Source organism: Streptomyces fagopyri, assembly GCF_009498275.1.
Taxonomy (GTDB): Bacteria; Actinomycetota; Actinomycetes; order Streptomycetales; family Streptomycetaceae; genus Streptomyces; species Streptomyces fagopyri.
Map to the genome: position 1 here is coordinate 1,478,704 of NZ_CP045643.1, position 24,977 is coordinate 1,503,680.

Annotated in this window: 25 protein-coding genes and 2 pseudogenes; 11 read left to right on the top strand and 16 right to left on the bottom strand. The window is 67.9% G+C overall.

The features are described from left to right. The first annotated feature begins 121 nt into the window (after positions 1–121). From GFH48_RS06325 to murJ, 3 genes are all read left to right on the top strand, one after another. Positions 122–304, top strand: a complete 183-nt coding sequence (locus tag GFH48_RS06325) for a hypothetical protein (RefSeq protein ID WP_153287307.1) — start codon at positions 122–124, stop codon at positions 302–304. A 155-nt stretch (positions 305–459) separates the two neighbouring features. Beyond that, positions 460–891 (top strand): DUF5958 family protein, encoded by a 432-nt coding sequence (locus GFH48_RS06330; RefSeq protein WP_153287308.1) that lies wholly within the window; start codon positions 460–462, stop codon positions 889–891. A 352-nt stretch (positions 892–1,243) separates the two neighbouring features. Continuing rightward, entirely contained in the window at positions 1,244–2,926 is a 1,683-nt protein-coding gene (murJ, locus tag GFH48_RS06335; protein WP_153287309.1) for a murein biosynthesis integral membrane protein MurJ, read from the top strand. A gap of 29 nt (positions 2,927–2,955) precedes the next feature. On the opposite strand, the gene GFH48_RS39015 is transcribed toward murJ, so the two are convergent. The 4 genes from GFH48_RS39015 to GFH48_RS06355 form a co-directional block, all read right to left on the bottom strand. After that, positions 2,956–4,032, bottom strand: a complete 1,077-nt coding sequence (locus GFH48_RS39015; RefSeq protein WP_228120403.1) for a hypothetical protein — start codon at positions 4,030–4,032, stop codon at positions 2,956–2,958. 1,181 nt (positions 4,033–5,213) lie between these two features. Then, entirely contained in the window at positions 5,214–5,537 is a 324-nt protein-coding gene (locus GFH48_RS06345; protein WP_153287311.1) for a helix-turn-helix domain-containing protein, read from the bottom strand. Further along, the gene (locus GFH48_RS06350) at positions 5,534–6,646 is read right to left on the bottom strand and encodes a tyrosine-type recombinase/integrase (RefSeq protein ID WP_228120405.1); all 1,113 of its coding nucleotides are present in this window, start codon (positions 6,644–6,646) and stop codon (positions 5,534–5,536) included. The genes GFH48_RS06345 and GFH48_RS06350 overlap by 4 nt, the downstream gene beginning before the upstream one ends. Before the next feature lie 151 nt (positions 6,647–6,797). Beyond that, positions 6,798–7,103 (bottom strand): RRQRL motif-containing zinc-binding protein, encoded by a 306-nt coding sequence (locus GFH48_RS06355; RefSeq protein WP_194280829.1) that lies wholly within the window; start codon positions 7,101–7,103, stop codon positions 6,798–6,800. Between the two features lie 142 nt (positions 7,104–7,245). Here GFH48_RS06355 and GFH48_RS06360 point away from each other — a divergent pair, with 142 nt between their 5' ends. Then, positions 7,246–7,800, top strand: a complete 555-nt coding sequence (locus GFH48_RS06360) for an SMI1/KNR4 family protein (RefSeq protein ID WP_153287313.1) — start codon at positions 7,246–7,248, stop codon at positions 7,798–7,800. Between the two features lie 20 nt (positions 7,801–7,820). Here GFH48_RS06360 and GFH48_RS40280 read toward each other — a convergent pair. Both GFH48_RS40280 and GFH48_RS06375 read right to left on the bottom strand, forming a co-directional pair. Further along, positions 7,821–8,905 (bottom strand): IS630 family transposase gene (locus tag GFH48_RS40280; RefSeq protein ID WP_456114882.1). Its coding sequence is split into 2 segments (ribosomal slippage): positions 7,821–8,380 and positions 8,380–8,905, totalling 1,086 coding nucleotides; the frame shifts between segments, so codons are not numbered across the junction. 189 nt (positions 8,906–9,094) lie between these two features. After that, complete coding sequence (locus tag GFH48_RS06375; protein ID WP_153287316.1) at positions 9,095–9,631, bottom strand: 2'-5' RNA ligase family protein; 537 nt, start codon at positions 9,629–9,631, stop codon at positions 9,095–9,097. Between the two features lie 271 nt (positions 9,632–9,902). Between GFH48_RS06375 and GFH48_RS06380 the strand changes: the two are divergent. Next, positions 9,903–10,896: pseudogene (locus GFH48_RS06380) on the top strand (NAD(P)H-dependent glycerol-3-phosphate dehydrogenase). Positions 10,897–12,875: 1,979 nt separating this feature from the next. Then, a complete protein-coding gene (locus GFH48_RS06390) occupies positions 12,876–13,205 on the top strand; it encodes a hypothetical protein (protein WP_153287318.1) in 330 nt (109 codons plus the stop codon). An 8-nt stretch (positions 13,206–13,213) separates the two neighbouring features. Here the strand turns inward: GFH48_RS06390 and GFH48_RS06395 are convergent, their stop codons facing one another. The 7 genes and pseudogenes from GFH48_RS06395 to GFH48_RS06420 form a co-directional block, all read right to left on the bottom strand. Continuing rightward, positions 13,214–13,786 carry a hypothetical protein gene (locus tag GFH48_RS06395; RefSeq protein WP_153287319.1) on the bottom strand — a complete coding sequence of 191 codons (573 nt, stop codon included), beginning with the start codon at positions 13,784–13,786 and terminating at the stop codon, positions 13,214–13,216. 762 nt (positions 13,787–14,548) lie between these two features. Next, positions 14,549–14,998 (bottom strand): GIY-YIG nuclease family protein, encoded by a 450-nt coding sequence (locus tag GFH48_RS06400; RefSeq protein WP_228120411.1) that lies wholly within the window; start codon positions 14,996–14,998, stop codon positions 14,549–14,551. Further along, positions 14,992–15,564 carry a hypothetical protein gene (locus GFH48_RS06405; protein ID WP_153287320.1) on the bottom strand — a complete coding sequence of 191 codons (573 nt, stop codon included), beginning with the start codon at positions 15,562–15,564 and terminating at the stop codon, positions 14,992–14,994. The genes GFH48_RS06400 and GFH48_RS06405 overlap by 7 nt, the downstream gene beginning before the upstream one ends. A gap of 6 nt (positions 15,565–15,570) precedes the next feature. Then, positions 15,571–15,990 carry a hypothetical protein gene (locus tag GFH48_RS06410; RefSeq protein ID WP_228120413.1) on the bottom strand — a complete coding sequence of 140 codons (420 nt, stop codon included), beginning with the start codon at positions 15,988–15,990 and terminating at the stop codon, positions 15,571–15,573. 191 nt (positions 15,991–16,181) lie between these two features. Further along, entirely contained in the window at positions 16,182–16,448 is a 267-nt protein-coding gene (locus GFH48_RS38470; protein ID WP_194280923.1) for a hypothetical protein, read from the bottom strand. Then, entirely contained in the window at positions 16,348–16,872 is a 525-nt protein-coding gene (locus tag GFH48_RS06415) for an FG-GAP repeat protein (RefSeq protein WP_153287321.1), read from the bottom strand. Before GFH48_RS06415 ends, GFH48_RS38470 begins: the two co-directional genes overlap by 101 nt. Before the next feature lie 226 nt (positions 16,873–17,098). Beyond that, positions 17,099–17,823: pseudogene (locus tag GFH48_RS06420) on the bottom strand (IS110 family transposase); the annotation flags it as partial. 322 nt (positions 17,824–18,145) lie between these two features. On the opposite strand from GFH48_RS06420, the gene GFH48_RS06425 reads away from it, so the two are divergent. Further along, complete coding sequence (locus GFH48_RS06425) at positions 18,146–18,679, top strand: SigE family RNA polymerase sigma factor (protein ID WP_153287322.1); 534 nt, start codon at positions 18,146–18,148, stop codon at positions 18,677–18,679. Between the two features lie 9 nt (positions 18,680–18,688). Further along, complete coding sequence (locus GFH48_RS06430) at positions 18,689–19,555, top strand: hypothetical protein (protein WP_153287323.1); 867 nt, start codon at positions 18,689–18,691, stop codon at positions 19,553–19,555. Between the two features lie 208 nt (positions 19,556–19,763). Here the strand turns inward: GFH48_RS06430 and GFH48_RS06435 are convergent, their stop codons facing one another. The 3 genes from GFH48_RS06435 to GFH48_RS06445 all read right to left on the bottom strand — a co-directional run bounded on the left by GFH48_RS06435 (position 19,764) and on the right by GFH48_RS06445 (position 21,990). Further along, positions 19,764–20,867: a hypothetical protein gene (locus GFH48_RS06435; protein ID WP_153287324.1), complete on the bottom strand. Its 1,104-nt coding sequence runs from the start codon at positions 20,865–20,867 to the stop codon at positions 19,764–19,766. A 186-nt stretch (positions 20,868–21,053) separates the two neighbouring features. Continuing rightward, positions 21,054–21,386 carry a hypothetical protein gene (locus tag GFH48_RS06440; protein ID WP_153287325.1) on the bottom strand — a complete coding sequence of 111 codons (333 nt, stop codon included), beginning with the start codon at positions 21,384–21,386 and terminating at the stop codon, positions 21,054–21,056. A gap of 337 nt (positions 21,387–21,723) precedes the next feature. Continuing rightward, positions 21,724–21,990 carry a hypothetical protein gene (locus GFH48_RS06445; protein ID WP_153287326.1) on the bottom strand — a complete coding sequence of 89 codons (267 nt, stop codon included), beginning with the start codon at positions 21,988–21,990 and terminating at the stop codon, positions 21,724–21,726. Between the two features lie 426 nt (positions 21,991–22,416). Here GFH48_RS06445 and GFH48_RS06450 point away from each other — a divergent pair, with 426 nt between their 5' ends. The 3 genes from GFH48_RS06450 (at position 22,417) to GFH48_RS06460 (ending at position 24,759) form a co-directional block, all read left to right on the top strand. Further along, positions 22,417–23,187 carry an ATP-dependent DNA ligase gene (locus GFH48_RS06450; RefSeq protein WP_228121281.1) on the top strand — a complete coding sequence of 257 codons (771 nt, stop codon included), beginning with the start codon at positions 22,417–22,419 and terminating at the stop codon, positions 23,185–23,187. 13 nt (positions 23,188–23,200) lie between these two features. Continuing rightward, positions 23,201–23,686, top strand: a complete 486-nt coding sequence (locus GFH48_RS06455; RefSeq protein WP_153287328.1) for a P-loop NTPase family protein — start codon at positions 23,201–23,203, stop codon at positions 23,684–23,686. Positions 23,687–24,213: 527 nt separating this feature from the next. Next, entirely contained in the window at positions 24,214–24,759 is a 546-nt protein-coding gene (locus GFH48_RS06460) for an MOSC domain-containing protein (protein ID WP_153287329.1), read from the top strand. Positions 24,760–24,977 lie beyond the last annotated feature (218 nt).

The following is a 24,977-nucleotide window of genomic DNA, read 5'->3' on the forward strand; positions in this document are numbered from 1 at the left end:
GGAAGCCCCCGCAGGCCGCCAAGGCCAAGGAATTACGAACCACGCTCACCCGCCGCTCAGCAGTTCCTGACCAACATCACGACACAGCTCGCGTTGTACAGTCCGGGTAGGGGAGGGGATCGTGACTGACGAAGGCCCGGCGGGGAACAGGCTCCACGATGCTGGTGGCCGCCTCGCGCGGAATCTCATGCTGATCTTGTTGATCATCCTCGTGCCCCTTGCCTTCATGAGCTTCTTGGGCGCTGTTCTGGGCTTCGGCGAAGGCTTTCTCATCGCTGTTCAGGGCGGCGTCGTCAAAGACTGATACGGCTCGAGCCCAACAGGGTCTGTGGAATCGGCCAGTGCTGCTCTTCGCTCCCTGCTTGATTGCCGGAGGCAACGGTGGCCGGGGTCGCCCGTGCTGTGTCGGGTGCTGGTGGCGGCCCTCGCCCGGAAACAGCGTCGTGAAATCATCCAGCGATGACTGAGCCGAGCAGCGACGACGGCCGCACTCTCCGACGCGAGACCGAGCGGGTCGTCAACGAGATCGCCCAGGGGCTCCGCACGTTGGACGCTGGTGTGAGCTGGTTCTCCGGCCTCGCCCCGACACGCCAGCAGATGGTTCTACAGGAAGTCGCTGGCTATGCGATGCAGGCGCACGTTACAGCTGCGGACGGCCGTGCGGGGGTGGCGCGGTCTGGTGTGAAGCCCACGGCTAACCCCTCGGTCATGATCTGCATGGACCCGCCCCGCTACGGGTTCGCGGGCCTGCCCTCCGCCGAACACGTCAAGGCGTTCCGCGTCCTCGTTTCCGTGTTCGCCGTTGCGGACACTCGCCGCCGCGAGAGGTACTGCAAAGGCGCCTGCGGACATGCATGGCACAACCTGCCGGCGGCGACCGAGCAGCCGTAGCATCGACCGTTCCAGCTCGGGCTGGGCTGGTAATCGAGCGGCCCCTCCTGAGTGACATCCGTTCGTAGGTCAACGCGCTGCGGGTGGGGAGAAGTGTGAGCAGGCCTGGGAAACCTCTGAGCATCGGGTGGGGAAATTCAACGAGCCTCATCGTCTCCCCGTCGCCCGAGTACGGGTCACCCCTGGTAGTTCGGAGAAGGCAGCTGCCGAGGGTGCGCAGCGGTACTGGCGCAGAGCACCTGTTCCGTTGCTGTCGTATTCCTGTGGCTGCGGTCCCGGCGATGGCTCGCTGAACTGCTATTTGTGCTGGGGCGAATTGGGTCCCTGAGACCTTTGGGCATAGGTTGACGGCATGGTGGAGGGGGCGAACTCCGCGGCGCAGACCATGCCGCAGGAGCAGGCGAATCGGGGGCGGCATGCCGCGCGGAGGAAGAAGGACAAGGGTGGGCTGGCTCGTTCGTCCTTGTTGATGGCTGTTGGCACGGTGGTGTCACGGGCGACGGGATTGATCCGCCAAGTGCTGCAGGCCGCAGCGCTGGGAACGGGCTTGCTGGCCAGTACCTACAACACGGCGAACACTGTGCCGACGAGCCTGTACACGCTGCTGATCGGTGGCGCGCTCAACGCCGTGCTGGTCCCGCAGCTGGTCCGCGCCAGGGCAACGCAGCCCGATGGCGGACGCGCTTACGAGCAGCGTCTGGTCACGCTCGTGGTCTGTGTGCTGGGTGTGGGGACGGCGCTGGCGGTGTGGGCGGCGCCGCAGATCGTGGGCCTGTACATGCGGGACACCCCGGACAGTCACGAGTCGTTCGAACTGACGGTGACGTTTGCGCGGTTCCTGTTGCCGCAGATCTTTTTCTACGGGCTCTTCAGCATCTACGGGCAGGTGTTGAACGCTCGCGAGAAGTTCGGCGCGATGATGTGGACCCCAGTGCTGAACAACGTCGTGCTGGTCGGCATGTTTGCCTCCTATCTAGGGCTGATGACGGTGCCCGACCGGGTGGAGGACATCACCGCCGACCAGGTGCAGTTGCTGGGGATCGGGACGACGTCGGGCATCGCCGTGCAGGCCCTGGCGCTGATCCCGTTCGCGCGAGCGGCGGGTTTTCGTTTCCGACCGCGGTTCGACTGGCGGGGCACCGGCTTGGGCAAGAGCGTCCACGCGGCAAAGTGGACGCTGATGTTCGTCCTGGCCAACCAGGTCGCCCTGACGGTGGTCACGAACTACGCCAACGCCGCCGACCAGGAACTGCCACAGGCCGGCGCCGGCTACTCGGCCTACACCTACGCGCAGACCATCTGGATGCTGCCGCAGTCGATCGTGACGGTATCCCTGGTAACGGCGTTGCTGCCGCGTATGAGCCGGGCCGTCGCTGACGGGCGCATCCCGGATCTGCGCGCGGACCTGTCCCGGGTGCTGCGGATCAGTGGCGTGGTCATTGTGCCCGCCGCGTTCCTCTTCCTCGCTCTGGGTCCGCAGATCTCCTCGCTGCTGTTCGCCCACGGGGCGGCGGACGCCGACTCGGTCCGACCGCTGGGGTACATGCTGCAGGCGTTCGGGCTCGGGCTCATTCCGTTCTCCGCTCAGTACCTGCTGTTGCGCGGCTTCTACGCGTTCGAGGACACGCGCACGCCGTTCTTCATGGCGGCTTGGATCGCGGGCGTGAACATCGCCCTGGCCACCGCGTGTCATGTGCTCCTGCCCGCCCGGTGGGCGGTCGTCGGCATGGCTGGCGCCTACACCCTCTCCTACGTGGCCGGTCTCGCACTCACCGCGCGTTTGCTGCGCAGGAGGCTTGGGGGTCGCATCGACGACGGCGGCCTGCGCCGCACCTATGTGAAGCTGTTCTGCGCTGCGGGCCCTGCTGCTGGGCTGGGCTGGGCTGCAGCGCATGCGTGTGCGGGCCTGGGAAGTGGAACGTGGCCTACGGCCGTCGCGCTGGCTACCGGGGCGCTGGCGACAGCCGTGGGGTACCTCCTTCTCGCCCGGATGATGAAGGTCAACGAGTTGCGTCGCCTGCCCGGGATGCGCTGAGTCCAGCGGACAGTGCGAGGAGGCGTGCTTCATGGACGGTCCTGCGTGCGGCTGGCGATGTAGTCGAGCCAGTCGCGTCTGGCGTATCCGGTCCAGCGCGTGGCGTTGCTGATGCTGGTGCCGGTGAAGTCGGCGAGGACAGAAGCCGGCAGGTCGGTGGCCAGTGCGCGACGGGCATTGTTGCGGCTGGCGAGGGGCGCGATGCCGTGTCGGCGGAGCTTCAAGTTGAGGTAGGCGGCTCCAAGGGGGCGGGCGGGCTCCTGGCCGGGGAACAGCCACGGTGTTGTGCTGGCTGTCTGATCGAGCTGCCAGCGTGCCTGGCATTGGGCGCGTAGTGCACGGACCAACTGGGCGACTTCGGGCGGCAGAGGAAGACGGTGGCCTGCGAGATTGAGTGCCACCATTGCGTTGTCGTCGATGACGTCCTTCACGGTGAGTTCGAGCAGTTTGGTGTGCTGTAGCCCGAAGAGGAGCGTCAGGGCGCCAGCCGTACGAACATCAAGAGGCAGAGCATCGTCGCCGAGACACCGGTGCAGTTGCTCGGTCTGCTCCTCGTCCGTCATGAAGACGCTGGGTGCAGCGATGCGGGCCCGGGGAACCACGAGCTCGCCGGCAAGGCCCCGCCCTCGCGCCCAGGTGACGAAGGCACGCACCTCACGACGTTCTACCGACCCTTCCTCCAGCCACATCTCTAGTTCTGGCTGTGTGAGTTCACCGAGAGTGGTGCCGTGCTCGTCAAGCCAGTCGAGCAGCTCCAGGGCGCGGCGCAGTCGCGATCGCATCTGGTGTTGTGTGCTGGCGCGTAGCGGGCGGTGCCGGTGGGCCCGGCGGATGCGGTGGAGCAGATACCAATGGGTGAAGGGGGTGACGAGCTGCCGCTGGGGGAGCGGTGTCTGGGCCAAGAGGGCGTCCGCCCAACGGGGCAGGGCCTCCAATCGTTCGTCTCGCGGCGGCAGCACTGCGGCGACGACGAGGACGTCGCGGATGTAGCGGGTGGTCGGTGTATTGGGGAGGTCGTCTAGCTGTTGGTGGGTGATCTCTTCATCCGAGGTGGCCAGTTGAGACAGGAGGGCGGGTACTCCGGCGCGGGTCAGCCAGTGCGCCACTCGGCGGGGGCGTCCTGCGGCGGCGAGAGCCGAGTGGAAGTTCTGCCGCTGTGCGGGGACCGTTGCGTCTTTTCCACCGAGAGCTTCGGTAAGCTGTTTCGTGGCGAAGCAACGTGTGCACAACTGCTCGCGGAGGATCCTGTCGCTCGTGCCGCAGCGCTGGCACGCGTAGGTGAGATCGACTCCGGCGCAGGGTCCGCAGATGCCGGCTCCTGCTTCGGTGGAACCGATGAGTGGACGTCGTTTTTCGCACTGCGCGCAGGTGCCGGGGCGTGCGCGCACTGCCGTGTAGCAGTGCTTGCAGACCGGGCCCATCGGCCAGTAGGCATGGACAGGACGGTCGTGGAGACAGCGTGCGCATGGGCCCGTGGGGCGGGGACAGCAACTCTGACAGAACGGCTTGCCCGCCACCCTGCGCGCGCAGGTCCGGAGTCGGCCGCAGGAGGCGCAGGCGACCGGCGGAGCGTGATAGCAGCGGGAGCACAGATCGGGTCTGTCGTCGCCACCGCGCCGGTCGACCGTGCGTACTTCTCCGCAGCTGCCGCAGCGGCGCTCAGGTTGTCGGTAGCAGCGCCGGCAGACCGGACCGTCCGCCGAGATCGCTTGGACTGGAGCTTGAACTCCGCACCCGACGCAGGTCCGCTCGGGGCGTGGGTGGCATCCCTGACAGCGGACACTGCCGTCGGGCATGCGGTAGGTCGCGCGGCGTACGCGCCCGCACTGCCCGCATGCGGTGGCAACCTGCTTGCCGTAGCAGGTGCCGCAGAGCGGGCCGTTCGGGCCGTTACCGTTGATCCTCATCTGGCGGCCGCAGTCTGAGCAGGTCTTCGGGGGCCGCACTCGGTAGGCGCAGCTCGAACAGCAGTGTCCGGCCGGGAGTCGATGCGTGAGCTCGCGCGAGATCTTTCCGCAGCCGGCGCATGTTGACAGGGTGACCGGGCCGTGCCCGGCAGCCGCGAGAGCATGGGCGAGCCTCACCAGATTCTGCGGAGGCGTCGGGCCTGGATTCGTCAGGGCGTCTTGGTGCTGCTGGAAGTGGCGGGCAAGGCCGACGCAGGAACGTGCTGTGATCTTCCCGCGCTCCAGCGCCTCCGCGGCCTGCTCGCCGGTCACCCCTGTGAGCCGGGTGGCCAGGTGGGCGACGACCTGTCGATGTGCCTCGCCGAGGCGGAGGGGAGCGGTCATTGCGCGCCAGGGCGCCGGATCGTCGTGCGACGCGCCTGCGGCCGGGACACAGGCTGCTCGCCGGCGGTCTTGCGCACCTCAGCGTTGGTGACCTCCACCCGGATCAGGTCGTTGGGCTCACACGCGAGGATGTCGCACAGCGCGGCGAGCGTGTCCATGGACAGTCGTTGCGGTGTCTGGGTCACGAGACGAAAGACCTGCTCACGTGACAGATGCACGCCGCGTTCGGCCAGCAGCGGCACCAGTTCCGTGGTCTGGAACATGCCCTTCTCCGCCATCCGGATCCGTAGCTGCCAGTCGATGCCCATCTTCCTGATCACGTTTCCTGCCCCCATAGATCGCCGTGCCGGGCTTGCAGTGAGCGTCGCAGCAGCCGGTTTCGGTACTCATCCGAGACGTGGCTGTAGATGGCCGTGGTGCTGGCGTAGGCGTGGCCGACCTGGTCCTGGACGAACTTCTCTGGATAACCGAACTCGATCAGATGGGTCACGTAGCTGTGCCGCAGCGAGTGCAGGTCCAGCTCCGGGGGCAGGTCGGCGGCCTGGCGCGCCGTCTCGAAGGCCTCGTTCAATCGTCGCAGGGACATCCGGTCGCGCCGCTCGGTGATCCAGAACGCCGGGTGCTTGCCAGGCATGAAGGCGGGGCGGACCTCGCTGACGTACTGGTCGAGAACGCCGACGATCCAGTCCATTTCCGGGACGGTCAGAACGCTGCGGCGCTTGGGAGGTCCACCCTTGGAGGCCTTGCCGTAACGGACAAAGATCGCACCGAAACGGCCGTAGTCGGCGACCCTGGGATTCCGGCGCAGGTCGCACAGATCCAGGCCGCAAGCTTCCTGGCGCCGCAGGCCGAAGGCGTAGACCGTCTTCAAGACGATGGCGTCGCGAAGGGCCGCGAGCGAGCCCTTGCGTCGTCGTGCGCGGATCTCTCCGACACGGCCGTCGGCGGCGTCGAAAAGGGTCTGGACTTCGTCGTAGGCGAGCGGACGGCGTTCGGCGGCTCCTTCGTACTCGCTGGTGTGGGTGATCGTGTTCCACTCGTGCAGAAGCTGGACCGGTGCCCGCCCGAATCGCTCGTTGCACATGGACGGCCAGCCGTAGCGGGTGTCGGTGATGTAGTCGAAGAACAGCCGTAGGTCGTTCTGGTAGTTCCGTGCGGTCGACACCGCCAGCGGCCTTCCAGGGCGCCGGGTACGGAGGTGGTCGAAGAAGGCCTCTACCTCGGCGGGGTCCCATTGCCACGGGTATTCGTTGGTGAAGCGGGTCAGCCGACGGACCAGCGCGATCCGGGGGCGGATCGTCGACTCCCAGTTCAAGAAGCGCGTCCGCTGTTGCAGTGCCCAGCCCTCGAGCATCGCTTCCAGGACGGCGGGTTCGGGGTCCAGGTGCACGACTCCGTCGGCGAGGACCAGGTGCGCGGCTCCTGGCATATCAACGACAGCACTCACGATGCATCTAACGCATCATCGTTGAGTCGGTAACGGGTGCCTGGTCAGCGCATCCCAATCAGCCACCGACTCGGCGCTAGCCTGGGCACCAACTGCAGCTCAGCGACTTGGCCCAGCGCGACGTGTGTTGCATTCAATGCAATACGGCAGCCTGGATGCAGTGGTGGTAGCGGCGGCCGCACTTCCCGCACCGCTGGCGTGCCTCCATCGCCCGGTCCAGGGCCCGCTCCTGCGCGAGGGTCATCGGCCGGACCGGCAGTGCTTGGTCGATCCGGTACAGGTATGTCGGCCGGGTGCAGATGCGGCCGGGCCAGATCGCGCACGGACGGCAGCGCAGCACGACCGGTTCCTGGCCCGCGGGCCGCAGCCCGAGCACACGTAACTGGCGGCGCGTGGCCAAGCCTTCGGGGGCGGTCTCCCAGTCGTAGGCCGAAACCAGCGAGTTCGCGGATTCTGGGAGCTGTCTGGCTCTGAACCTGCTGCCGAACCGGTCATACGCACAGGCGTGACACGCGGGTTCGCAGCGCCTATCTATATCCGTGAGTCAGAGCGTGTGGGCATGGCCTGGGAGACTGCCGGACATGACAAACAACGATCTTGACGTGCGGACGCTGTGGGAGCGCGTCAAAACCCGTCTGAACTTGCCCGCCGGCCAGTCTCTCGTCCGGCGGGCAAGTGCGAACGCGAGCCGGCGAGGCGTGGTCGAGGCCCTGTTGGAGGTGTCGATGCCTGCGGACCTGCACGATTGGTGGTCCCTCGCCGATGTGAGCGCCGACTTCTGGATCCCCGGGGGCGGTGACGAGTTCGCTCCGGTGGATCTGGACGAGGCCGTCGAGACGTGGAAGATCTGGCTGCAGGTCGCCGACGAAGAGGGACAGCCAGCGGTCGACGAGAACGGTGAGGCCGAACCCCGGTTTCAACCGCAGTACCTGCCGTTCGCGCAGAGCCCCGGCGGAGACGGGCTCATCATCGACCTGCGACCCGGCACGTCGTATGGCGCGGTATTCGTCTGGGACCACGAACAGTGGGGACTCCGCGAGCCGCTGTGGGCGTCTATCAGCGCGATGCTCCAAGACGTAGCGGTCACGCTTGAGCGCGAAACCGGCGGCAGCCCCGGACCGCATCAAGGGGTGTGACGAGGCGGCAGGTCCGTCGCTCAGTGAGGTGTTACTGACGTTGTCGTCGTGGTGAGGCAGGTTTCGGCGAGGCATCCGTCGATGAGGTTGCTGCGGTATTGGATCTGGCGGAGACCGTGGCGGAGCGTGCTGATGAGGTCGTCTGGATCGGTGAAGGCGGTGTTGACCTGGCTACTGCGGCGCAGGAGTGACCAGATGCCCTCGACGGGGTTGAGGTCTGGTGCGTAGGCCGGGAGGAAGTAGCAGGTGATCCAGTCGTGGGTGTCGATGAACTCCCGTAGTCGGCGGTCTTTGTGGACGTTGAGGTTGTCCCACACGAGCACAATGGGTGCGTCGAGCCGCCGGTGTGCGGCGATGAGCAGGTCGCGGTAGTCGGTCCAGGTGAAACTGCGTCTGCCGCCCCGCTTGTGATCGACGTGTCGTTTGGGCCGGTAGATCAGCCGCGAGCGTTCACCCTGCTTGTAGCAGGCCAGAGCGGCGAGGGAGAAGCGGCGTTGAGAGCGCCCTCGCACCCGGATGACGGGCGTGTGTCCGCGCCGGGCCCAGGTCCGTGCGGTGGGCGGCGTCATCGAGAAGCCGGCCTCGTCTTCGAAGCACAGCCAGGCATCGAGCGCCGCCACGGACCTTCCACCTGCGGCCAGGTCTCCTTCACCCAGCCCGCCACGGCCTCCTCGTCACGCTCGATCGCTCGACGGACCGGCACCTGGTGGCTGAAGCCATGCCGGTGCGGCATCCGCGCGATCGCCGACAGTGTCATGCTCTTGTGGAACCGGCGCCCGATCAGCGTTCTGATCCGCGACAGCGTCCACGTCTGGTCCGGCCGGCCATGTGCGACCGGTCCCTTCGCCAGCTCCTGCTCGAGCACGGCGAACAGGGCCTCACTCAGCTTGGGCCGTGACACGGGACCGGCAGACCGCAGCCCCTCGGAGCCGGTGTCGTGCCAGGACCGGCGCCAGCGCTGCACCGAGCGCACACTCACCCGTAAGTCGTTGGCGACCTGGACGTTGGACGCACCCGCAGCGAATCGCTCCGCGGCCTCCAGCCGGATCCGCTCGCGAAACGCCTGCCGTTCAGGCGTCAGCCCACCACCCTGCGGATATCTCACACAACCGGCATACCGCGACGATCACACCTCGTCAGCCCCCAACGACATCACGCCGCAAAGGTCAGTAACGGCGGAAGGCGACGTCCTCCATGACATAGGGGGTGCCGGACCGACCGGCCGTGGAGTGGTCCCGTCCGGCTCCGGCACCGCGACGGCCACACCTCTGCCGACCGACGGCCAGCAGAGGAATCACCGGAGCGCGAACGACGCCCGCTGCTGCCAGCTCGTTCCGTCGTGGACCATCAGATCGACCGACGACACGCGGGCAGTGACGGGAAGTCGGCCGCGAACGTCGGACTCGGCTTCCTCCAGCACGGCATCGTCTTGCCCTTGGGCGATGGTCAGATGCGGGACGACCTCGTCGAACTGCCCACCGAACGGCGGGGCCTCCGGCCACCGTTGCGCGATCGCCTCGGTGAGCCGACGGAGCGGTAGGTCCGGTTCGGGAACGAGATACAAGATTCCCGGGAATCGCCCGCAGTGCTCGAACCGGGCCTCGAAGGGCCGGTGACGCCCGATCACTTCTCCGATGGCAGCACGAGCACCGTCGTCGATGCGGCTCTCGTCGAGAAACGGAAAGAGGACGGTGACATGCGCCGGAACACCCGCACGGGCTGAAGGGTCCAGTCGGTCACGCCACGCTCGAACAGCAGGTTCTGCCTCGGGGACCCTCACGATGAGTCCCGACTGCCCTGCCTGGAACTCACCTGAGTGGTCGCCTGCCATCGCACATATGTACCAGCGAGCCCAGAACGACAGCGACCCGATTAAGATCGCGGGCGGTTGAACCGGCTGCCGACACCCAACGCGATCCTCGCTCAGGTGGGGCCAATCGACTCGTTCACGACGAGCGCCCCAGGTCCACCGCCACTGGCGCCACCGCTGAGGCCTGCGACGAAGCCCGTGGGTCACGGAGGCCGGACGGCGTTTCGAGAAGTGCCGGGCAGTCACCAGTAGGGTTCTGGCGGAACCTTGCAACAAGTCAGGAGTGTGCCGGATGGCTCGGGTCGCGGTGTTCTCCGCGGGATCGTGGGGAACGGCCATGGCGAAGGTCTTCGCCGACGCCGGGAACAACGTCATGGCCCACGCCCGTCGGGACGAAGTCGTCGACGCCATCAACACCCGGCATCAAAACCCCCGCTACTTCCCCGGTGTCCTCCTGCCGTCCCGTGTGCGGGCGACAAAAGACACGACGTTCGCCCTCTCCGGCGCGCAGTACCTGGTGCTGTCTGTCCCGGCGCAGACACTGCGGGACAACCTCACCCACTGGGCTCGATACATCGGGCCGGACACGCTCGTCGTCAGCCTGATGAAGGGCATCGAGACGGACACCGGGCTGCGTATGTCGGAGGTGATCCATGAGGTGACGGGCATCCCGTTCGAGCGGATCGCCGTCCTGTCCGGGCCCAACCTCGCGGGGGAAGTCGCCGGCGGGCAGCCGGCCGCATCCGTCATCGCCTGCCCCGACGAGACCGCGGCCGCCGCGCTGCAAACCGCCTGCCACACCCCCTACTTCCGCCCGTACACGACGGCGGATATGACGGGCTGCGAGCTCGGCGGCGCCACCAAAAACGTCATCGCCCTCGCCGTCGGACTCGCGACCGGCCTCGGCCTGGGCGACAACGCCCGCGCCCTGCTCATCACCCGCGGCCTCGCAGAGACCGCCCGGCTCGGCGCCGCGCTCGGCGCCGACCCACTGACCTCCTCCGGCCTCGCCGGCGCCGGCGACCTCATCGCCCCTGTCCCGCAACCGGACCTTCGGCGAGCGCCTCGGGCAGGGCATGACCCTCGGCCAGGCCGCGCGGGCGACGAACCAGACCGCAGAGGGCGTGAAGTCCTGCCGGGCGATCCGGCACCTGGCCCGGGAACACGGGGTCGAGATGCCGATCACCGAAGTCGTCACCGCGGTGATCGACGGCATGACAACAGTGAAGGACGCAGCCGCAGCCCTGATGTCACGAAGCCCCAAGCCCGAACTCTACGGCGCCTGATAGGACTTCGACGTCTCCCCTCGGACCCGGCGCCGTCTGCTGCCCCAAGACCCATTCCCGCCACCCCTGTCACCTGGCTGCCCACGACCACCGGCCGCACCCCCGCGCGGGGCCGTCGCCAGCCGCCGTCCGGGCGCGGGGATCCCGAGGTGCAGGGTCATCTCGGCGCCGCTACGGCGCGGTTCGACCTCGACGCCGGACGTGCAGCCGGCGGCAAGATCGTCAAAGACTTGGGCCATCTGCTGCATGGCAAGCTCAGTGCTCATCGCAAGCGAGCTCTTGCTGAGCGGCAGAAGCACGCGCGGCCTCCTCGCCGCTGCCCACTTCAACGACGGCCGCTGGCCTTTACTCCAGAGGATCCGCACCCAAAACCGATGGCGTCGCGGTGGCGCCCTGCGGTAGGAGTGGGGACATGGCCAGAAGCGCCCACCACATTCGCCGCAACGCTGCCCGCTCCGGGCAGACAGCCTGGCGTCCCGGGAGCCCCTGGAGGGCCGTCCTGGAGCGCGAGCTCCGCTACAGCTCCGAGCGCTTGCGCTCAGCCACGCTGGAGGGGCGACGCCCGTTGCCACAAGAGGTACGGCGGTCTGTTGCCGTGTACTCCTTCGCCCGCAGCGATACACGAGGACGGGCGGTGGCCGCTCTCGCCTACATTGAGGAGCGGCGCGCTCGTCAAATGACGCGACGTCAGCTGAGTCTGTTCCGAACGGGACTGGTGCCGGACATCGAGATCGAGCCTGGGCGCCACCGGCACAGCGCCCGTTGGCTTGCCTAGACTGCGGTTGATCGGCACGGCTGCCTTCGTCCGGTTGTGGGCAGAGCTGCGCCTGTGAGAGCGAGCCGGGGCCGGTGGCCGAAGGTCGACCAGGACAGCAGCTCGGCGAACCGCAGCTCGAAGAACGGCTCCGGCCCCTGGGCATCGGCGCATCGGGTGTGGCTACACCGGTGCCGTTACCACAAACGGAGGGTGCTCTCCTCCTCGTTCGGCGCGTTCTGCGCACGTCGCGGCAGCGGGACACTGCGCAGTCCCGGCACAGTGCCGCTGCACAACCGGGCGCGCCAGCCCACGACGCGTCGCGCCTGTTTCCGAAAGCCAGGCCGCTGGGTGCACCGGACGCTCCAGGGGCCCTTCAGCGTGATGGCCAGCCGTCACGCGGTGACGCGTACTGCGACGGCCCTGCGGATGCGTCACGCGCCTTCGGTTGTGTCCCGGCGCCTGCGCCACGCTCTGGTGCGGCACTTCGGCGAGCAGTACACCGAATCCGTCCGCTTGCGCAGCGGGACCGGCACCTTACACACCGGGCAGCGGCCCTGTCCCCGTAGGAACTCGCCCCTGACGACACCACAGTTCTGCTCGACAGCACGTCGGTAGATCTCGTCGGGCCGCCGCACCCGCCGCCAATGACGGCTGCGGCACGCGGAATCGCAGTACCTCCGGCTAGCGCTAGCACCCGCGGGCAGCGCCTCCCGGCACTGCGCACACCGCCGCCTGGACTTCCTCGACACCCCACCAGCCTCCCGTTCAAGACCCCGGGCGGGAAGAGCGCGAACGGGTGCTCAGCGGCTCCCGGCCTCACGCAGCCGCAGGGACGGATCGCTGCCGAACGGTTCCGGGCTGATCAGTGAAACAGGACTCGTCACGCGCTCCTGGCACCTGGAGAAACGGCAGCCTGATGACACAGGTCCGGCGTCAGCCACGAGGAAGCTCCTCATACCGGTGGCCCCTGGCGGCCGGCCTTCGAGGCGGCGCGGCGTGTCTGACTGAAGCGGCTGTCGTTGAACGGGCACCGCACACGGGTCCCCTACAGCCCGTGGACGGGGGTGAGGGCCCGGGTTGATCTCTGGCTTCGGGCCCTCCGCGCACTCCAGGCCGCTATGGGCTGACGGAGCGTCGAACTGGCGAGGACCATGCGGACGCCGATCACGCGCAGCGGCGCGCAGAAGCCGGACAAGCCGCTGCGCGCCGCGAAACAGAGCGGGTGACCGGTTCCACGGTCACCCGGAACTCGGGATCAGTGGTGGCCGCCCTGACCACTCTGCCCCTGGCCGCCCTGGTGCTGACCGCCACCCTGACCGGCCTGGCCCTGACCGGCCTGGCCTTGGTGGCCGCCCTGGCCCTGGTGGCCCTGGTGGCCGCCGGTTCGGGGCGCTCCGCCGTGGCCGCCGTGGTGCGCTCCGTTGTGGTCACGGTGGTGGCGGCCGCCGAGGTCGCCCAGGTGCCGGCCGTCACGGAAGCGGCGGCTGCCGAAGTCGTCCCAGCGCCAGCCGTCGCGGTCACGGAAGTGACGGCCGCCCCGCTTGAGCGGTAGATCAGGCATCAGAAGGACGGGATCAGGGCGCCTGGCCAACCTGCCAGTTCCCGGCCGTCCGCGGAGCCTGGCTCGCAGGCCACTGCCACACAGCCCTCGGAAAGCCGGCAGATCGCCGAACCCGCAAGGACCGGGCCCAGCCCGAACCCGCGCCACGCCGGCTCCAGGACGACGCGGTCCATGATGAGCAGGTCACCGACCGGGTGCTCGATCGCCGCTTCGAAGGCTTCGCTCCACTCACCGGCGGCCACGTCCAGGACCACCTCGCCGATCCCCGCCACATCCCCGGTGTAGGAGTCCATCGCCTCGAAGGGATGGTCGGGACCGAACATCCGCACCCGGACGAACGACATCCGGCCCACCGCGACGTCCTCCACCGCGTCCAGCGCTTCCTGGTCCATGTCCGTGGACGCGGCCAGTTCCTCCGCGAGAACGTCCGCGTCGATCCGCGCCGTCACCGACCACACTTCCAGCGTGTCCTCGAACTCAAAAGGCTGGACGGGGTGTTCGTGCTGGTAGACGAGAGTGATCAGCGAAGGATCGGCTGGGATCTTGTCGATGCTGGGAGCAACGGTGGTCATCCCTGGAACGGTAGTGGCCGCGGCCGTCAGTCTGCCGGGAAACCGCCTCACCGCCACCCTCGCTCCATGGACTCGCCGCCTCAGCACCTGCGCGCAGTCATCGGACGGCCTGTCCTTCGGCCGGCTGACAGGACAGGTACCGCCGGGCGCATGCGGTGGCCGTGTGCAGTCATGGGAGCGCACCTCGGGCGCCCTGCGCCGGCTAGCGTTTCCGGGTGCCCGTCAACGCTGCTCGCAGCAGGCGTCCCACTCGGCCGGTGGATACGTCGCGTGCGGCGCACAAGCTCGAGGCACGGGGGCGCCAGAACAGGCGCCGCCCGCCTGCCATCGGCAAGGGACTCAAGTCGACCAGCATGTTGGCCGACCCGTGTATTTCCGAAACCGTCCCGCACCTCGGGGCTCTGTATTGGCGAGTGCTCTCTTCCACGGCGCACGGACAACAGCACGGCCTGGTGCAGTCCTTCACCAAAGCGGATCCACCTGCAGCTCCGGGAACGCCGGGGGTCTCCTTCGGGTCACTCTCCCCGACCGTTCAGCAGGCTGCTCTGCGTACGGCGGGAGCACCGATGGCCTGTCTGTCCATGCTCGACAGGTTCTACCCGCACGTCGGCTGGGACGACGGCGCCTTCCGAACTGCGCGACACGCTGTCCTCCTCACCTGGTCCAGGATTGCCGGAACCACTGATCCAGCGATGTCGGCCTGAGACCGCGCGGCTTCGCGCAGCAAGCAAGGTTCGCCCTCCGCCCTCGTGCGAACGCCGATCAGCGTGCTCGGTTCCACCAGTCGACACCCTCAATCGCCAACACCCTCTTCTCCAGCGCAACGGCATCCTCGCGGCTGTTCGTCACCGACCAGCACACGTGGAGGTCCGCCCAGAGCAGCGCTGCCTTGCCCCACCCCGTCGCTCGCGTCGCCCGACCGCACTCCACCTCCGCGACACGCTCGCGCAACCACTGCGGGTCGGCCAACGCCCGGTCGAACACCGCCTCGCCGAGCCCGGAGGCCAGTGCCTTACCGCTGGTGTAGCGCCGCAAGCGCCCGCGCAGCCCTCCGGCCTTGCGTTCTCCCGCGCCGACTCCCACGTACACCAGGGGGCCGTTCGCGCCCTGCCTGGCGAGGTACACACCCGGAGACAGTGGTGGATCAGCGCTGAGCAGCGGCACCCAGTCCGTCCACGCCGCCAGATTCCCGACCTCCTGACTGCTCACCACAGCTCGACGGTGTAGGAGCTGCCGGAGAATTCCCAGCCGTCGGTGCCTTCTCCGATGTCGGCGACGATGACGTCGTCGATGAACCGGTCCTCGAAGTCGTCGTCCCGCAGGTCGCCCGCCAACCACAGCGCCTCGATGTCGCTCCAGTCCCCTCGGCTCGCGTCGATGCGCAGGGGGGCGGCGCGGCGGGTGCCGCGTTCGCGTTCGTCGGCGCCGGTCTTGACGAAGCCGCTGATATCGAACTGGCCGTCCTTGACGGTGTCGGGGAGGGGGTCGGCGGGGGCGATGGCGACGTTCTCGTAGGCGGTGTGGATGAGGTCGCGGTAGCCGCGGCGGACGTTGTACTCGGAATCCGACAGCCACTTGATGAGGGTGTCCGGCCGGACGTCGAGGCCGGCGGCGTCGAGGGCTTCGTAGCCGCGGCGGGTGCCGGTGAGCTGGCTGAGCTGGGCGTGCCAGTGCTTGGCGCTGTAGAAGGCGAGGCGGTGGCGGGGGGTGACCTGGGCGCGCAGGAGGTCGTTCAGGCCAGCATCCAGGGAGGTGCCGCGTCCGGTGGGGCCGGCCATCAGTCGTCACCTTCCGGGATGAACGCGCTGGGCTTGATGAAGTTGGCCTTCACCTCGCCGAAGCCGGTCCCGACCCGGTAGGTGGCGGGCGGGGTCTCGTCGGGGGGGCCAGAAGATCGTGGCGTCGACGTTGCCCAGGGAGATGAGGGTCTGGCCTTCCTGGACGGCCTTGAACGCGGTGAGCCAGTTGCGCACGGAGGCTTCGGCGACCGTGCTCATGCGCCAGTCCGGGCGCCAGAACGGGGAGCGTGACTCGGGCCGTTTGGGCCACAGCAGCCGCAACGCGATCGACAGGCGGGTCTTGTAGTCCTTGTAGGGCTGGCCGCCGGCCTGGACGAGTTCGGTGCCGGCCTCACGGGCCGCCGTGCAGAAGGGCTTGGAGAGGGATTCGTTGGACTTTCCTGTCCACGAGTCGTGGATGGTCACCGGGGCGTACGCAAAGGCATCTCGGCTGTCGCCAGAGACACTGTGTCTTTGCGACAAGATCGGCCTGTTGACTCCCGTCAACGTCGCCTCGGCGACCGTCTACCCGCTCTACGCGCCGCCGCAGCTGGAACAGGCCCGTCGTGCCGCATGGGCGGTTTGCCCGCCCATGCGGCACGACGTCAGTGGATTCCTCACGTATGGGTGAGCCATGGTGAGAGGAGACTTGTGAACTCCTCGTCAGAGATGTGGACGCTCCCCAAGCCGAACCTCTCCCATGCCTGTGCCCGCGTCAACACGGGAAGTGGGATGCCAAAAGCAAGCCGGAAAGAGGCAATGAAGGGGACCGCGCGGAACCCTTCACCTAGCTTCTCCCTCGCGAGCAAAGCGAGTTCTATCGCGTCCTTCCCATCGGCGTGTGCCGCCTTCAGCTCGCCGACAAGAAGGTCCATCTCGTTCATATCGTGCCCGACTTCCTGATTTTTCGCGTGACGTCGTTAGGGCGGGATGCGGCCTCGCGATACCCGCCCCAACGCGTTCACTGTCGTCACCCTTGGCCGACGGCGTTCCGAAGTTCTCGTTCTTGGCCGGGCTGCCCGGGATGCCCTTGGTGGCACGGCTGATGACGGTCCGTCCGCTCGCGGACAGGCCGTGCGGACCGCCGTACATCACCGTCACATAGCCGGCCCCGCTCTTCCCGTCGACGGTGGCGTGGCTCGCGGCGACGGCAACGTCCTGGTAGCCGTCGCCATTGAAGTCGTCGCCTACAGGCGCAGTGGGCGCGGCCGCCGCGACGCCCGTCGCGCCCGGCGGTCCGACTCCCAGAGCGATCAGGCCCACTGTGAGCGGTCCTGCCCAACGGATGTACGAATGTGGGGAAAACATCAGGACACCTTCCCATTACGGTGACATGGTCACCGCACGAGACCGCCCGGCGCGCACATTGGTAGTACGCGGTCACAGGCGCATGCTTCCGGCGCCGCCAGGACGGCCCTGTGCCAGGGTTCCCCCATGCCCTTCGACCACAACGACCACCATTACCGGTTACTGCTGCGGAAGCTACCGAAGCAGAAGGACGTACCGCACTGAGGACTTTCATCCTGAAACCGCAGGTCCTGACGCCCATGCCGGGCAGAGACGTCAGGAGGCGGAAAAGAGGGAGGGCCTCCAGCAGGGCGGCGATCTCCTGCTCAGCGGCCCGGCGTCGGGTGTGGGCGGCGGCGAGCTGGGCGGCCAGGCCGGGCACGATCAGCGCGGATTCTTCGGTGCCGGGAACGACGAGGATCTGCTCGGCGAGCGCGTCGAAGATCTCGGTGGTGAGGTGCTGGGCCTTGCGCGAGCCGTGTGCCCTGAGCAGGGCCTCGCAGCGGGCACGGCCCAGTTTCCTCAGCCTCGCCGGGGAGCCGTGCCGTCGCAGGAGGGCCTGGATGTAAAGGTAGGCCGGACGCGGGCCGAGCACCCGCTCAAGGGAAGGGTGGATCTGGGAGAGCAGGCCGCGCAGCCGGTTGGCGGCACGGTTGACCTCGCCGGCCAGGTCGTTGTCGTAGCCGGTGAGCATCGTCAGCTCGGCCAGTACCTCGTCGTCGCGGTCCACCGCGCGCAGGGTGTGCGGCATGGTCCGGGCGGTCTCGGCGATCACGAACGCGTCGCGGGCGTCGGTCTTGGCCTCGCCCGGGTGCAGGTCGGCGGCCCGCCGCATCGACAGCCCGGGCAGGTAGGCCACCCGGCAGCCCGCCGCGCGGGCTACGGTCAGGGCAGCGCGCCGATGTTGGCGACCTGGTCCACGATCACCAGGACGGTGCCGAACTTCGCCACCAGAGCACGCGCGTAAGGCTCTCCGCCGCCACCGTCATCGCGGCATGCGCAAGCGTGGGCCCTCTCCCACCCGAGCAGGGTTCTTATGGACGGCGCGCGAGCCGGGCCCTGGGGGCATGGGAGGTGTCAGGGACATCGCCCACAAAATCCCGCTGACCACCTGCCTTCGGTCACGCTCCGGACGGCATCCGTGCCACGGCCGGCAGCGACGTGGCCGGGGTGCGGAGGGACGGCGACGCGCGGAGGCCGGGCAGAAATTCGCTTTCAACCTTTAGCCTGCGGCGCCGCTCTACAGAGGGGTGACAGGACACAGCCCGTTGACAGGGCCCAAGAAGGAGAGCAGATGCCGGACAACGGCCGAGGCTCCGAAGCACCGCGGGAATCCCAGGATCCCGAGAGCTTCGAGGTCTTCGCGCAGGCGAGTCAGAGACGGTTGTACCGGACCGCGTACCTGCTGTGCGGGGACCCGGACACGGCACGGGACCTGACGCAGACGACCCTGGCCAAGCTGTTCCAGCACTGGCAGCGGGCGAGCGCCGCCGACCATGTCGAGGCCTACGCCAGGACCGTGCTGACCCGTACCTACCTGGCCGAGCGGCGGCGCCGGCTGAGAGACCTGCTGGCACACTCACGTCCCGACCCCCGGTCCGCCTCGGACCACTCCGACCTGCGCGTGACGCTGATATCGGCGCTGGCCGAACTGCCTCCCCGCGCACGGGCCATGGTCGTGCTGCGGTACTGGGAGGACCTGAGTGTCGAGTCCGTCGCCGAGCTGTTGAAGTGCAGCGAGTCCACGGTCAAGAGTCAGTGCTCTCGTTCGCTGGCCCGGCTGCGCGCACAGCTGGGCGAAGCCCACACCTACGCCACGGGGAGTTGAGGAACCGCCATGAAGGACAACATCAGCGAAGAAGATCGTCACAGCGTCCTGCTGGTCCGGGACGCCATGGAGAGCACGGTGGCACAGCTGCCCGCGGTGCACGACCTGGTGCCCGCCGCCGTGACGCAGGGCCGGCGGCGCAGAGCGCGGGCCCGTCTCGCCATTGCGGCCGGGAGTGTCTGCGTGGCCGGGGCGGTGGTGGCCGCGTCGTTGGCACTCGCCGGTGGGCACGATGCCCGTTCGGCCCGTCCCGCGGCGAGCGGGACACCTGTGCCGCACGAGTCGTCAGGCCCGGTCCGGCCGGAGGGCTACCGCTCACCGTTCCACGGCATTCCGCCCCTGGAAGACCTGCAGTTGGAGGGACTCACGGCGCGCGAGCGGACGCAGCGCGCGGATTTCCAGCAGAAGGCGGCAAGGGTCCTTGACGAGCTCTTGCCGGACAGCGTCGGCCTGGTCCGGCCGTCCTACGCCAGTGCGGGGAGCTATCGGGGCGAGACGGCAGACGGCAAAGTCTTCCCACTCGTATTCAGCACGTACTACTCACGAAGCGGTCCCGGCCCGGGTCCCTGCCTGAAGTACATCAACAACACGCGAGGCGGCTGCGAGCACGTCACGCTGTCCAATGGCATTAAGGCAATGGTGGTCCGCCTGACCGACCATCCGGTGGTCCCGCTCATACACACCCAGATCGAGTTCTCCTACCGACACCATCACGTCACATTCCGTGTCGAGTCGGACCCGGAAGCCGAGGTCGATTCCCCGGTATCCGGCAGGGAACTCCAGACCATTGTCAGCGACCCACGCTTCCTCGACCTGGTGCGGGACGCCATCAAGCTCCCGCTGGAAACAAAGAAACCCACCAACAAGGGCAGCTGAGAGGCCGTCCGACCGCGAGGAGCCGTCCGACGGGTCGTGCCGTGGTGAACACGGCGACCGGATGACGGCCTGGCCGGGCCGTGACTCGAAGTCCGATCGCCGGGTTGTACACGCCAGCGCCGGACCACCTCCCGCCGGACGGCGCGCGAGCCGGGCCCCGGATCCGACCGCCCCGGGGCTCGGCTTACCAAGCTTTGTCGCTCCGGGGCTACTTGTCGGGGCGGCCGAAGAGGGCTTTGAACAGTCCGGTGGGCTGCCCCGCAGCACGGATGGCGCGGCAGGCCTCGCAGGTGCGTCCGTCCGGCGGCGGCGCGGACTGATCGTTCCGCCCCATTCCGCTGAGCGGTTCGCCGCAGGTGTCGCAGGCGGGAGGCGGCGGGGGTACGGGTTCCTGCGCGGGCGCGGACCAGTCGGCGGCGGCCGTCCGTTCCGCTCTCTCCTTCGCTATCCGGGCTTCCAGGGCTATGCGGCGTTCCTCGTCACGGCGGCGCCAGGCTCTGTGGTCCCTGGGGTTGTCCAGGGCGTCGGTGAGGGTTTCCCAGCGGCGGTGGCCGCAGCGCCACCACACCTCAGCGAGCGGGCCCGACCGCTGGATGCGCTCGAGAGTGGTGAACAGGATCGGGAGGGCGTCGTCGTACTCGTCGTAGCCGTCCGGCTGTTCGCTGCCGTAGGTGGCAAACCCTTTGTACGTGCCTGTCCGGTGGTCCCGGGTGAGGTCCAGGACGCGGTTCATGCGGTTCTTCAGCGCCTGCTCCCCCAGTCGGGTGCCGGGGTCGAACACCACGAGAATCGGCGGATATCCCGGCCGGCCGGTCGGCGAATAGTGGGTCTGCCACAGCGGGACGCCCTGCACCTGGTGGTGGCCCGCGGGGAGGGTGTGGTCCTTCACCTGCACGCGGAAGAACTCGCGGTAGCGGGCGAACTTCGCCGCCAGGACGTCGGGCGGCCTCCGTGCACCGGTCGACCTCCACCAGGAGCACCGGCAGGCCGGTCTCCGGGGCCCGCAGGACCGCGTCCGTACGCACCGAGGCCGGGTGCGGCTCACTCCGGGCAGGGGGTGCACGACCTCCGTCGTCCAGGACGCCACCGACCCGAACCCCGCCGGAACCTGAGGAAGCTCCCGCCCCGCGCCCGCCGACGCCGCGGCGGCTGCCGTGCTCTCTGCGGGTGCTCCGGGAGCGGGGGCTGGAGTGGTGCGTGCGATGGGCCGGGTGGAGACGGCCTGGGTGCCGGTGAGGGCGATGACGGTCTCGTTGACCGCCATCGCGTGCGGGGCACCCGAGCGGGCCGCGCCGCGCGCGTTGCCGCCCATCTCCGCGGCCGGGCGTCCGAGCGCTTCGGCTGCGGCCGTGATGCCGAGCGTCGTCAGGCCCCAGAGTTTCTGCCCGTCCCGGGCGTGGCCCTCCGACAGGGTCAGTCCGTGCTTGGACAGGTCCAGGCAGGCATCAAGGCTGCAGAGGGGCGGTGTGGGACGGAGGTCGTTGGGGTTGCTGTAACTTCACTGCTGTACAGCGTGCTTCGCTGCTGCGTTCCGGGCGTGAGCCTCATGCCTCAGCCGACGCTCATAGTCGGTGATCTGTTGGGCCACGGGCTTGCTGGTCGCGGTTCGGATGAGCCGCCCGTTCTCCCGATCCACCAAGAACGGGCCGTTGCCGCCGAGTGTTGGACGCCGGCCAGCGGGACGGCCGATGTCCTGTCGCGCGCACCAGTAGAAGACCCAGCCGAAAGAGACCGTTTCAACCCTGGAGATCGCATGATCCAGGTTCATCTCTCTCGCGGGCTGTGCGAGCTCCTTCAAAACGAGTCCTCGTGCTTCATCTTCAGTCAGCATCTGCCCAGCGTCTCAGAGCGAGCGTCGCGGGTACGCCTCCTCGTCCCGAAGGAACTTGGGTGAGTACTCGACCAGGGCCCGGTGTGCCCTTCACGTGCTGAGGCGCGGGGCCGCGGCCATCGCTACGGCCCCGCGCTGACACAGAGTTTGAGATCCGGCCTCATCCTTATCAGGTCGATGGAGAGCAGTCGTCGACACGGGTCGGGCCGGGCATGGCTTCGGTTGGCTGGGCGCGGAAGTTCGGCGTTGTCCGTCGCCGTTCGCGCTCGTTGGTGTCAGTCGCTGGTGTCGGAAATCCGGGCACTCTTGACAAGCGCAGCCGGGGCACGATTGCGTTCTAGCCTCGTGTCAGTGAGGCGCCGGCTGCCATGATTCCGATCAGGCCTGCAACGGCAAGCACAGTGGCTACCACTCGCAGACGACCGAAGTTCTGCGCACGGGCCTGCTGTACGGGATTTCCCTGAAGTCTGGACACGATCACTTCGCGAAACCAGTCGGACCCCTTCTTCGAGGCGAATGCCGACCCCATGACCAGTGCGCCCACCCCCCAGGTCAGTAGGAACACCTGGCCGCCGTGGGTGGCTTGCGCGCTGATCTGCACCATGACGCGCATCCTGGTGGGTTGCCCGGAGCGCGTCAACTGGCGCCACCTGCGACAATGCCGCGGCAGTGATGATACTGGTGAGGTGGGAACGGTTTGATTCTCCAGGGGGTGCTCGCTCTGATCGCGGGCTGCGCTTTCATCGTGGTGGCCTGCGGCTGTCGCAGCGTGGACATTTGGGTGTGGGACTGGGCAGACGTGACCTTTTCGTCACGTTACAGGACGCGATGGGGGACGCCCTGGACGAGCCTTGAACGCATGAGGCTGCAGTTCGGATTCCTGGGAGTCGGGTTGGTGATCGTGGGATTGGTGGCAGTGACGCGCTGAGAGCGCAGTAGCAAGAGAACCTCTGCGTTTCACCGCGCGTCAGGCATACCGCCGCCTGCTTGCCGCGCAGGCCGATTCCGAGCTTCTTGCACACCGCTTCATCTGCAGAACCGGCTCCAGCGCCGCGGTGCCACAGCCGCCCGCGCCACCGATGAGTGGCCGGCATACTTCATCGCGTTCGACCTGCTCCGCCTGCCCGGGACAGACACCACCGGCTGGCCCTACCGGCGCCGCCGGGCCGCACTCGAGTCGATGTTCGCCGCCCGCCGACTGGCCGCATCGTGGACGCTGCCCCCGTCGACCACCAACCCCGACACCGTGCGCGAATGGCTGACCTGGACCTCAGCGGGCTTCGAAGGCGTCGTCTTCAAAAGACTCGATGCCCCCTACCGGCCCGCGGAGACAGGCTGGTTGAAGTACATGGTCCGCGAGTCCACCGAAGCCGTCGTCGGCGCCGTCACCGGTCCCCCAGCCACTCCCCGCAGCCTCCCGCTCGGCAGATACGACGACCACGGACAACTCCAGTACATCGTCCGCACCACCACCCTCCCCCGCACCGCCGGCGCCGCAGTCTCCGAACACCTCACCGCAGCACAGCGCGAACACCCTTGGACGGGCTGGTCGTTCACCTCCGGCTGGGGTAGACGCGAAACCCTCAACGTCACCCTCGTCGAACCCGACCTGATCGTAGAAGTAGGCACCGACATCGCCCACTCGGAGCCGGCCGTGGTGCCAGGACACTGCGCAGTCCCGGCACGTTGCGCAGCGACACTGCGCACCAGCGGCGCCGGCCGACGCCCCGCACGCGCGGCGCCCTGGTTCCGGACATGCCCCCGGTACGCGCTCGTGCGTGATCCGGCGCAACCGGTCTGACAGCATGGCGACCATGGAGCGTGTCGTCATCCTCGGCCGTGGCGGCTCAGGGAAGTCAACCCTGGCAGCCACCCTCGGCAACGCCACCGGTCTTCCCGTCATCGAACTCGACAAGCACTTCTGGGGACCAGGCCTTGAAGCGACTCCACCCGAGAAGTGGGCCAACCTCCAACGCGAGCTCGCACAAGCGGACCAGTGGATCATGGACGGCGATCTCGGCCCCTACGACGTCCTCGACGTCCGCCTCCGCCGAGCAGACACCGTCATCCTGCTCGACTACTCCTTCTGGCCTTGTGCCTGGCGAGCCGTGCGCCGCTCCCGGGAGCGGCTCGACTTCTGGCTGTGGTTGTGGACATGGCGGCATCGGAGTCGGCCGCTACTCCTGAAAGCGGTCACAGATCAGGCTGGTGACGCGACCCTGCACGTGCTCCGGAACCCGGGCGCAACAGCCGCCTTCATCACCCAGATCAAGGCGCGCCAGGAGCCGAACAGGTCATGACCATCCACAGCTTTTGACAATTGCCCGGAAGACCGCGAACGGGTGCACCGCGACCCCCAGCCTCACGCAGCCGCAGGAACGGACCGCTGCCGAACAGTTCCGGGCTGATCAGCGAAACAGGACGCATCACACGCTCCTGGCACCTGCAGAAACGGCAGTCCGATGACATGGGTCCGGCGCCAGCCACCAGGAAGCCCCTCATACCGGTGGCCACTGCCGGCCGGACTTCGAGGATGCGCGGCGTGTCTGCCCGCAACGGCTGTCGTTGAACCGGCACCGCACACGGGTCCCCTACAGCCCGTGGACGGGGGCGAGGGCCCGGGCTGCACTCTGGCTTCGGGCCCTCGACTCGCCCCAGGCCGCTCGGAGCTGTCTCTTTGGTGTTCGTCAACGGGACGGTGCCGATCAGGAGCCGGACATGACCCGTCCGCCCGATGAGGTCCGCTCACTGCATGCTTCCCTCACAAGGCTGCTTGCACCGCCTCTATGATCGACCGGCCGCAGAACGACGACAGGTGGAGGGCGTGATGCCTGGTCGGGTGACCGCAGTGAGCCGTAACGAGGGGTACTCGTTCAGCAAGCCCAATCGCGATTCCATCAGGCTGCTCACGGGGCTCGGAGTGGAAGGAGACGTTCACGCGGGTGAGACGATCCGCCACCAGTTCCGCATGACCTACGAGCCGAACCTGCCCAACCTGCGCCAGGTCCACCTGATGCACGAGGAACTCTTCGACGAACTCGCACTCAAGGGCTATAGGGTCTCTGCGGGTCAGCTCGGCGAAAACATCACCACGCGCGGGATGGACCTGTTGGGCCTGCCTACCGGCGCCCTGCTCCATCTCGGGGAGCAGGCGGTACTTGAGGTGACCGGACTGCGCAACCCATGCTCGAAGATCAACGACTTCCGCAAGGGGCTGCTCGGCGAGGTCTTCGCCATGGACCCCTTGTCCGGCGAGTTCACGTTCAAGTGCGGCGTCATGGCTGTGGTCCGCCGTGGAGGGACCGTCCGCCCCGACGATTCCATCCAGGTCGAGCCCCCGCCACCCCCTCACCGCCCGCTGGAACGGGTCTAGGTTCTTGTTCCGTGGTCATCGGTGTGCCCAGATGAGGATGGCGGCGCGGTGGAGTGCGTCCTGGTAGGCGATGGCGAGCTTGTCCGTTCACATGACCAGGCCGCCACAACAGCCACCTGGTCACCCCATGACAGCGGACCTGCCCGCAACTACCCCCATAACCAGGCACCGAGCATCCCATCCTGCTGACACCCACCCAATGCCGCCAACGCGCCCAC